General features: G+C 73.1%; 8 protein-coding genes and 2 pseudogenes. 4 read left to right on the forward strand and 6 right to left on the reverse strand.

Translation table 11 applies throughout. The features are described 5' to 3' along the window. A pseudogene (locus tag G3I41_RS33635) lies at positions 1-1,413 on the reverse strand (hypothetical protein); the annotation flags it as partial. A 337-nt stretch (positions 1,414-1,750) separates the two neighbouring features. Beyond that, positions 1,751-2,443 carry a demethylmenaquinone methyltransferase gene (locus tag G3I41_RS33640; protein ID WP_164404319.1) on the reverse strand — a complete coding sequence of 231 codons (693 nt, stop codon included), beginning with the start codon at positions 2,441-2,443 and terminating at the stop codon, positions 1,751-1,753. A 134-nt stretch (positions 2,444-2,577) separates the two neighbouring features. Between G3I41_RS33640 and G3I41_RS33645 the strand changes: the two genes are divergently transcribed. The 4 genes from G3I41_RS33645 (at position 2,578) to G3I41_RS33660 (ending at position 5,640) form a co-directional block, all read left to right on the forward strand. After that, a complete protein-coding gene (locus tag G3I41_RS33645) occupies positions 2,578-3,087 on the forward strand; it encodes a SigE family RNA polymerase sigma factor (RefSeq protein WP_164404320.1) in 510 nt (169 codons plus the stop codon). Positions 3,088-3,098: 11 nt separating this feature from the next. Then, on the forward strand, positions 3,099-3,992 hold the full coding sequence (locus G3I41_RS33650) for a hypothetical protein (protein ID WP_164404321.1): 894 nt from the start codon (positions 3,099-3,101) through the stop codon (positions 3,990-3,992). Between the two features lie 112 nt (positions 3,993-4,104). After that, positions 4,105-4,851 carry a DUF3152 domain-containing protein gene (locus G3I41_RS33655; protein WP_164404326.1) on the forward strand — a complete coding sequence of 249 codons (747 nt, stop codon included), beginning with the start codon at positions 4,105-4,107 and terminating at the stop codon, positions 4,849-4,851. 168 nt (positions 4,852-5,019) lie between these two features. Continuing rightward, a complete protein-coding gene (locus G3I41_RS33660) occupies positions 5,020-5,640 on the forward strand; it encodes a DUF3152 domain-containing protein (RefSeq protein ID WP_164404322.1) in 621 nt (206 codons plus the stop codon). Positions 5,641-5,796: 156 nt separating this feature from the next. On the opposite strand, the gene G3I41_RS33665 is transcribed toward G3I41_RS33660, so the two are convergent. The 4 genes and pseudogenes from G3I41_RS33665 to G3I41_RS33685 form a co-directional block, all read right to left on the reverse strand. Next, positions 5,797-6,087: a hypothetical protein gene (locus tag G3I41_RS33665; RefSeq protein ID WP_164404323.1), complete on the reverse strand. Its 291-nt coding sequence runs from the start codon at positions 6,085-6,087 to the stop codon at positions 5,797-5,799. 821 nt (positions 6,088-6,908) lie between these two features. Then, positions 6,909-7,547: a hypothetical protein gene (locus G3I41_RS33675; RefSeq protein WP_164404325.1), complete on the reverse strand. Its 639-nt coding sequence runs from the start codon at positions 7,545-7,547 to the stop codon at positions 6,909-6,911. Between the two features lie 7 nt (positions 7,548-7,554). Continuing rightward, complete coding sequence (gene mqnC / locus G3I41_RS33680; protein WP_143620460.1) at positions 7,555-8,754, reverse strand: cyclic dehypoxanthinyl futalosine synthase; 1,200 nt, start codon at positions 8,752-8,754, stop codon at positions 7,555-7,557. 72 nt (positions 8,755-8,826) lie between these two features. Further along, positions 8,827-9,388, reverse strand: a pseudogene (locus tag G3I41_RS33685) (serine/threonine protein kinase); the annotation flags it as partial.

Here is a 9,388-nt window from a genome sequence, read left to right on the forward strand (position 1 = left end):
CGGACCGGGACCCGGGGGGTTAGGGCCGGGAGGCGGGGTGTGGCCGGGAGGCGGGGTGTGGCCGGGGGGCGGGGTGTGACCGGGGGCGGGGGTGTACGGGCCCGGGTTCTGCGGGCCGTACGGGCTCGGCGGGGGCGGGTACGCCGGGGAGCCGCCGCCCGGGCCGTCGCCGCCCGCCATCCGCGCCAGGTAGGGCGCGACGAGCACCGCGCCGCCGACCCACAGCAGCCCGAACAGCAGCGCGTCGGCGACGCTGGGCGAGACGTCCAGGGTGCCCGAGCCGCCGATGTCCGCGACGTTGCCGGAGAACTCGGCGGACAGGCCGCTCATCGCGGTGAGCGCGAGGAACCCGAGCAGGAACAGGGCCCCGACGGTGACCTGTTCGCGCCGGTCGGCGGAGCGGCGTCCGGCCAGCAGCCCGACGATGAGCGCGCAGACGAGGCCTGCGGCGAGCGCGCCGACGAGGGCCCAGTCGTTGGCCGCGTCGCTCAGCTCGCCGAGCCCGAACGAGCCGTGGTCCATCCCGGAGCGGATGATGTCCCCCTGTCCCCGCGCGTCGTACTCGACGGAGCCGCCCCAGCTCACCGAGAGCACCATCAGCGCGATGTTGGGCAGCAGCGGCAGGGCCATCAGCAGGGACGTGCCGTTGACGTCGTCCAGGGTGGCGTACGTGATGAAGCCGATCAGGCCGCAGAGCAGGAGGACGGCGCCGAGCGCGCGGACGGCGGTCCCGGCGGCGCGTACGAGGCTCCGCGTGCCCGGCCGCTGGGCCAGCCAGGCGGCCGCGACGTCGCGTTGCAGGACGGCGCAGGTGGTCACGAGGGCGATGGCGAGGGCGCCGAGCGCCGCGAGGACCGGCGAGGAGTGGAGCGAGTAGCCCTCGATCTCGGGCTGGGCGTAGAGCCCGAGGACCAGGACCGCGGCGGTGGCCACGACGCTGATCCGGACCGCCGCGTCGAGCCCCCCGCCCTGCCGGCGGACGGCCCGGGCGCCGAGGACGAGAGCGCCGATCCACAGCACGGTGACGGTGAGCGGGATCAGGGAGAGCGTCGTCTGGCTCTGCCCGCCCGCATCGAAGTCGCTGTACGTGTCCCCGTACGGCGAAGCGCCCCCGTATCCGCCGCCGCCCGGCAGGACGGCCCGGATCTCGAAGCCGCCGCCGAACGCCTGGAGCAGCATCGCCAGCGCGATCCGCAGCCGGTCGCTCCACCCGACGACGACGTCGTCCCCCTGCCCGTAGTCCGGGATGGCGAGCGCCACGGCGAGTCCGATGATCAGCCCGGTCGGCCAGACGGCCGCCTTGAGCGAGCCCGCCCAGTCCCCGCGCATCACCCGCCCGAAGAAGATCCCGGCCGGCGAGGGCCCGGCCGGCACCGGCGCGTACCCGGGCGGCGGGGCGGCGGGCCGCGACATGTAGGCCGGGACCGCGGGTGGTTCGACGGGCGGCGTCCCGGCCGGCGGTGGCGGGGCGGCGGGCTGAGGAGGCGCGGCGGGCGCGGCGGGGCGTTCTCGCCCGCACTTCATGCAGAAGCGCGCCTCGTCGGGCGCCTGGGTTCCACAGAACGGGCAGTACGAGGGCATGAGAGCTCCGCAGCGGGCCGGGGACGGGCAAGACGGTGACACACGGAAACGGGGAAGACGCGTGCCGTATCAACGGACACATCTTCCCCGCCCACCGGTTCCCGTCAACTCGGAATACCGGCAACCGCTTTCGCGCGTGCGCGGTTCCCGTCCGGGCCCGCCGGAGACGTCAGTGGCGCACACCCCGGTGCAGGGCCACCACACCGCCCGTCAGGTTGCGCCAGGCGACCTGCGACCAGCCCGCGTTCTGGAGCTTCTTCGCCAGGCCGGCCTGGTCGGGCCAGGCGCGGATGGACTCGGCGAGGTAGACGTAGGCGTCGGGGTTGGAGGAGACCGCGCGGGCCACCGGGGGGAGGGCGCGCATCAGGTACTCGATGTAGACCGTGCGGAACGGGGTCCAGACGGGCTGGGAGAACTCGCAGATGACGACCCGGCCGCCCGGCTTGGTGACCCGGTGCAGCTCGCGCAGGGCCGTGTCCGTGTCCTGGACGTTGCGCAGGCCGAAGGAGATGGTCACCGCGTCGAAGCTCTCGTCGCGGAAGGGGAGTTTCGTGGCGTCGCCGGCGGTGAAGGGCAGCCAGGCGTGACGCTTCTTGCCCTCGCGGAGCATGCCGATGGAGAAGTCGCACGGCACGACGTACGCCCCGGTCGCGGCGAACGGCAGCGAGGACGTCGCCGTACCGGCCGCCAGGTCGAGGACCTTCTCGGCGGGCCGGGCGTTCACCGCCCTGGCGACCTCCTTGCGCCACAGCCGGTCCTGGCCGAGCGAGAGCACGTCGTTGGTCAGGTCGTAGTTCGCCGCCACGTCGTCGAACATCGAGGCGACTTCGTGCGGCTGCTTGTCCAGAGAGGCTCGGGTCACGCATCCCATTCAAGCAGCCCGGTCCCCGGCGGCTCGCGGCGGACGCCCCCGGCGGAAATCCGCTTCAACCTTTTCCGCCCGGCGGCACTCAGTAGTCACGGAGAGACCTTCGAGGAGAACAGGGAAGGGGGCAGATGTCCACGGGAGCCAGCCGGGGTGACGACGGCTTCGAGGAATTCGCCCGCGCCGGTCAGCACCGGCTCTACCGCACCGCGTATCTGCTCTGCGGGGACGCCGACGCCGCGCGCGACCTGACCCAGACGACGCTCGCCAAGCTGTTCCAGCACTGGCACCGGGCGGGCGCCGCCGACCATCCGGACGCCTACGCCCGGACCGTGCTCACCCGCACCTACATCGCCGAGCGGCGCCGCCGGCTGCGCGACATCCTCGCCCACACGCCGATCGCCGCGCCCGCCCCCGCGGTGGGCCCCGAGCTCACCGTCACGCTGCTCGCCGCCCTCGCCGAACTCCCGCCCCGGGCCCGGGCGATGGTCGTCCTGCGCTACTGGGAGGACCTGAGCGTGGACACCGTCGCCGGCCTGCTGCGGTGCAGCCCGTCCACCGTCAAGAGCCAGTGCTCGCGCTCACTGGCCACCCTGCGCGCCCGCCTGGGCGACGCCCACCTCTACACCGCCCGAAGCTGAGGAGTTACGCCGTGTACGTGCTCATGGACCCCGCTCCGGGCGACGAGCCCGGCCGGGACGAGGAGGAACTGCTCGTCCGGACCGCCATGGAGCGGCTCACCGACGGGGCGCCGCCGCTGCCCGACCTGGTCCCCGGTGCCCTGGCCGAGGGCCGCCGCCGACGGGTCCGGGCCCGCGCCGCCATCGGTGCGACGGCGATCGCGATCGTCGGCCTGGGGGTCCTCGGCTCCACCCTGCCGGTGTGGGGCGGGGACGGGGAGCCGGTACGCGAGTGGTCGGCGGCCGCCTCGCAGACCTCACCGGCCCCCTCGCCGACGTCCGTGCCCGTGCCCGCCCCCGTGCACATCGAACCGAGCCCCGGCGAGTCCTCCATGGCGGACCTGCCGGACGACGAGCGGTCGCGGCAGCAGGTCTTCCAGAGCGAGGCGGCGGGGGTGCTGGAGACGCTGCTGCCCGAGGCGCTCGCCCCGGTCCGTCCGGTCGACATCGCCGTCGACCGGTACCAGGGCGGGGCGGACGGCGGCCCGGTCTTCCCCCTCACCTTCTCGGTCCGCCCGCTGGCCACCGGCAAGGCGGCCCGGGCGGACCGGGCCTGCCTCGACGTCGCGGTGAAGCACCTCCGGTGCGACGAGGTGGCACTGGCAGGGGGCATGATGGCCCAGGCGATCACGGCGGCCGGGAACGCCAAGGGGGGCAGGACGGTCACCAGCGCCACCGTGCGCTTCACGTACGGGAACAGCCGCGTCACGCTCACTGTGGGGGGCGATGCCGACGCGATGGTGTCGGCGCCGGTCACCGCCGACGGCCTGCTGGCCGTCGCCCGGGACCCGCGGTTCATGGAATTGGTCGCTTACGCGGACGCACGTCCGATGGAAGCCAGGGAGGGATCTGTCCGTGGGGGCTGAGAACAAGCGGGGGCGGCACGGTGGAGGCGGCAGAAGACGCGCGAGACGGGCGCGGCGCAGCCGGGTCCGGATAGGGGCCGCCGTCGCCGTACCGGCGGTGCTGATCGGCGTCGTGGTGCTCCTCGCACCCCGCTGGGCGGGCGGTGAGGGGTCCCCGGCGTCCGCCGCCGCGCGTACCCCCTCGGCCGCCGCCGCGTCCTCCGCCTCGGCCACGCCCTCCGCGAAGCCCAGCCGGAGCCCCGAGCCCTCCCGCTCCCCGTCCGCCTCCCCCTCCCCCAGCCCGAGCCCCACCCGCGTGCGCGTCCCCGCCTCCGGCCCCGGCACCTTCACGGTCGCCCGCGCCGACGCGTCGTCCTCCGGGCAGTACGCGTACCGCGTCGAGGTCGAGGACGGCTCGGGCGTCGAGCCGGAGGAGGCCGCCGACCGGATCGCCGACATCCTCGCCGCGCCGCGCGGCTGGGGGCAGGGCGGCAAGCGCACGTTCCACCGGGTGGCCTCGGGCCCGGCCGGGCTGGTCGTCCGCATTGCGACGGCGGCCACCACGGACCGCATCTGCGGGCAGGGCGGGATGAACACGCACGGCGAGGTGAACTGCCGGATCGGCGAGAAGGTGATGGTCAACCTCAAGCGCTGGCAGACCGGTTCACCCGAGTTCGACGGCCCGCTGAACGACTACCGGGCCCTGATCATCAACCACGAGGTCGGCCACTGGCTCGGCCACGGCCACGAGACCTGCCCCGGCAAGGGCCGTCCCGCCCCCGCGATGATGCAGCAGATCTACGGGCTCAAGGGGTGCGTCGCCAACGCCTGGCCGTACGCCGAGAACGGGACGTACCTGGGCGGCCCCTCGGTGCCGTAACGATTCTCCGGGGCGGACCTTCCACCATTCGATAGGGATGTGGACTGAACCAATTGCGCCGATCACCGGTCCTACAGCGGGGGACGGAACGTCGATCGCTGGGGAGGGTTACGGATGCCCGGAGGGAAAGGGCGCCGGGGGGAGAGCGGCCGGAGCAGGCTGCTCACGTTGGCCGTCGTCCCCGTCGTACTCGCGGCAGCCGCCGTCGTCGGCCTCCGCTGGAACGACGCGCGCGGGCCCGCCCCCGCCGACTTCACCGTGGCCCGCGCCGCCGCCACCGACAGCGGGACGGGGAGCGCCTACCGGGTGGAGGTGGAGGAAGGCTCCGGGCTCGACGCGGACAAGGCCGCCGCCGTCGTCGCGCACATCCTGGCCGCGCCCCGGGGCTGGTCGCACCACGGGGAGCACCGGTTCCGCCAGGTGGCGCAGGGCCAGGCGGGACTGGTCATACGGATCGCGACCCCGGAGACCACCGACCGCGTCTGCGGCGAGAGCGGCCTCGACACGCACGGCGAGGTCAACTGCCGGGTCGGTAAGGTCGTGATGGTCAACCTCAAGCGCTGGCAGCAGGGTTCGCCCGAGTTCGACGGCCCGCTGGGCGAGTACCGGGCCCTGATCATCAACCACGAGGTCGGCCACTGGCTCGGCCACGGCCACGAGACCTGCCCCGGCAAGGGCCGTCCCGCCCCCGCGATGATGCAGCAGATCGACGGCCTGAAGGGCTGCGTCGCCAACGCCTGGCCGTACGACTCCGAGGGCGCCTACCTCGGCGGGCCGCCCGTTCCCTGAGGAACCGTTCCGTCCCGGGCCCGGAACGCCCGAGGCGGGGCATCGCGGCGCCGGAGCGCCCCTGCGGGCAGCGGATTCCGCCGCGCTGGACGCCGCCGAGGCGTTCCACCCGCGCGTCAGTGTCCACGGGGAAGCCGGGACCGGCGGACGCGCACGTCACGCCTCGCGACCCACGTACTGGCCCAACGGGCAGTGTTTTCCGGCACATTGGTCTGTTTCACTGTTCGGCAGCCCGAGCCGGAAGCCGTCGGATCCCCCGGACCGGGCCGGTCCGTCAGCCATGCCCTCAGGTCCGCGCACCCGAAAGGCGTGCCCCTTGAACACCGTGAGCTCCGGCGCGCCGCCGCCGGCATCGTCGTCTCCGCCGTCGCCATGGGTACCGGCAGCGCCGTTGCCGCGGAGACGGACGGCCGGCTCACCGCCGGAGAGCTGGGCCTCTTCTGCCATGCGGACCAGGGCAGCTCCGATTTCGACATCGCCGCCCACCGCTCGGACAGCCGCCTCGTGAACGACCGATTCACGGGATCGCGGGACTTTCGTGCTATCTGCCGGCAGGGGGAAAGGGAAACGCGTCGAGCACCTTCGAGAACCGGATTCACTCGGTTTCCGCGGCCTCACCGATGATCCGATGACCCGATGGACGGAGGCGCTCTGCCGCCGGACGTGCCACGATCGCTCCGGGGCGGCGGAGCCCGTCCCGCGCGTCCGGATCCGGCGAATACCGCATCGCAGAACTGTTCCGTTTGCCACCCGATCCGCGTGCTAGGTTCGCAAATCCGAGCTCACTCCCGGGGGGGATCATGAGGATTCGCTGCCTAGTATGCGCTGATCACAGCAGTTCACGGCGCCACCAAGGAAGGCACAGGACACAGCTGACACGGGCCCCACTCCATCACCTCACGCCGATGGAACGTCAGGTGTTCGCCGCTCTGCACAACGGACCGTCGAATGAGGCGCTCGCGGTATCTCTCCACATCACGCCACGCACCGCGAAGTTCCACATAGCCAATCTCCGCACCAAGCTCGGCGGTCTCAGCCGACTGCAGCTCTGTCTCCTCGCAGCCCTGGAGAAGTTGGAGGTGCCGGCCATGTGCCTCACGTGTACCCGCACTCTGACAAAGGCTCCCGAGCTGGCCCGGAGTGCGTAGATCGTTCCTGGATCGCTTTCCACCCTTTCCGGCCCCTCCGGCGCTCTGACCGAGGGGACGCCTTTCCTGTGGGAAACCCGCGTGGTTTCCCACAGGAGCCGGGCGGAGGCGATCCGGCGTTCACCGCCGCCGGTACACGAGCCGCCCGCCCAGCACCGTGGCCACGCACGTCCGCGCCCCCACCGCGCCGAGCGTCGTCACATCCGGTACGTCGAAGACCGCGAAGTCGGCACGGCCGCCACTGGTGAGGGGCCCGTGCTCCGCGCCGGGCACGTCGTGGCCCCGCGCCAAGGGATCGAGGGCGGGTGCGCCGGGGTCTCCGGAAGGCGGGACCACGGTCAGCCCGGAGCGGGCGACGAGGGTGCCGACCGCCGCATCGGTGAACGGGCCCGCGAGGTGCGTCGTCCCGAACCGCAGCATCTGCTGCAGCCCGCGCCGCACGCTGCCCGCGCGCCAGGTCTCCTCGGGGCCCAGCGCGTCGAGCGCCGCGCCGGTCAGGGGCTCGGTGCCCAGCGCGTCCGCCTCGCGGGGGTCCGGGAAGTACCACTCCTCCAGGAGCCGGACCGCGTTCCGCTGCACCAGCCCCGGCGTCAGGACGCCCGGCCAGCGCCGGACGCGGGCGCCGGGGTGGGCGGCGGCCAGTTCCCCGAACGCCCCGAACGCCTCGACCGAGGCGTCCCGTACGGCCACCGCACCGCCGGGCACGGGTGCGCGGCCGCCGCCCGGCAGGAGCAGGGCGGCGGCGTGGATCGTCAGCAAGACGGCCTCAGTTGGCGCTGAGGAGCTTGAGCTCGGGGTGCGCGGTGCCGCCCTCGATGGCGACGGACGAGATGTGCGAGACGACGCGCTCGTCGACCGGGTCGTTCGCCGGGTCGTCGTGCACGACGAGGTGCTCGTACGTCGTGGAGCGCTGCGCCGGGACGCGGTCCGCCTTGCGGATGAGGTCGATGATCTCCAGCCGGTTGGAGCGGTGCTTGGCACCGGCCGACGAGACGACGTTCTCCTCCAGCATGATCGAGCCCAGGTCGTCCGCGCCGTAGTGCAGCGACAGCTGGCCGACCTCCTTGCCGGTGGTGAGCCAGGAGCCCTGGATGTGGGCGACGTTGTCCAGGAAGAGCCGGGCGATGGCGATCATCCGCAGGTACTCGAAGAGCGTGGCCTGCGTCTGCCCCTTCAGCTTGTTGTTCTCCGGCTGGTACGTGTACGGGATGAACGCCCGGAAGCCGCCGGTGCGGTCCTGCACGTCACGGATCATGCGCAGGTGCTCGATGCGCTCGGCGTTCGTCTCGCCCGTGCCCATCAGCATGGTCGAGGTGGACTCGACGCCCAGGCCGTGCGCGATCTCCATGATCTCCAGCCAGCGCTCGCCGGACTCCTTCAGCGGCGCGATGGCGGTGCGCGGCCGGGCCGGCAGCAGCTCGGCGCCGGCGCCCGCGAAGGAGTCGAGGCCGGCCGCGTGGATACGGCTGATGGCCTCCTCGGCGGAGACCTTCGAGATCCGGGCCATGTGCTCGATCTCGGAGGCGCCGAGCGAGTGGATCACCAGCTGCGGGAACGCCTTCTTGATGGCCGAGAAGTGCTCCTCGTAGTACTCCACGCCGTAGTCCGGGTGGTGCCCGCCCTGGAACATGATCTGCGTGCCGCCCAGCTCGACGGTCTCCGCGCAGCGGCGCAGGATGTCGTCCAGGTCCCGGGACCAGCCCTTGGCGGTGTCCTTCGGCGCGGCGTAGAACGCGCAGAACTTGCAGGCCGTGACGCACACGTTGGTGTAGTTGATGTTGCGCTCGATGATGTACGTCGCGATGTGCTCCGTACCGGCGTACCGGCGGCGGCGCACGGCGTCGGCCGCCGCGCCCAGGGCGTGCAGCGGAGCCGACCGGTAGAGGTCGAGCGCCTCCTCCGGAGTGATCCGGCCGCCTTCGGCGGCTCGGTCGAGGATGGGCTGGAGGTCGGCCTTCTCGGTCACCGGGCTGTCACCTTTCGGCGGTTTTTCAACGGATCTACGGACCGGTTCAGCGTACGCCAGGGGCGTCGGCGGTCAGCCGTCGGACCGGGTGAGCGTGCCGTACGGCTGTCCCGCGCCCTCCTCGTCGGAGCGGAAGCGGAGGGTGCCCTCGGAGGTGCGGGTGAAGTGGAGGCCGGCGGGCGCGGTGGTGCAGAGGCCGGCGGTGCTGGGGCGGTCCCGGTCGGCGCGTTCGCGCAGTTCCAGCTCCTCGTCGGTGGCCGAGGTGAGCGTGGCGACGCTGTAGCACGTGAAGTCCACGCCGAGCGAGGAGACCGTGGTGGTCAGGCGGACCACGTCCGTGCCCTCGCGGCCCTTCGTGAAGACCGCGGTGAGCGTGCCGTGCGGCAGGCCCGAGCTCTTCTCGGTCAGCGGGCCCTTCCAGGTTCCGACGAACGCCTCGGGCAGTTCGGCGGCCCCGCCCGGGGTGGCGGCCGGGGCCGACGGAGTGCGCGCGGCGCTCCCCAGGTCGCCGCCGTCGTCTCCCCTGCCCGGCACCAGGTCCAGCAGGAAGGCGCCGCCCACCGTCACCGCGGCCAGCGCCCCGGCCACCGCGAGCGCCAGCGTGCAGCTCACCCGGCGGCGCCCCGCCGCGTCC

The sequence above is a fragment of the Streptomyces sp. SID9727 genome, assembly GCF_010550605.1.
In the GTDB taxonomy this organism is placed as follows: Bacteria; Actinomycetota; Actinomycetes; order Streptomycetales; family Streptomycetaceae; genus Streptomyces.

Coding starts and splice junctions, on each gene's coding strand:
- G3I41_RS33645 (WP_164404320.1), top strand. CDS start 2,578: ATGTCCACGGGAGCCAGCCGGGGTGACGACGGCTTCGAGGAATTCGCC.
- G3I41_RS33665 (WP_164404323.1), bottom strand. CDS start 6,087: ATGGCAGAAGAGGCCCAGCTCTCCGGCGGTGAGCCGGCCGTCCGTCTC.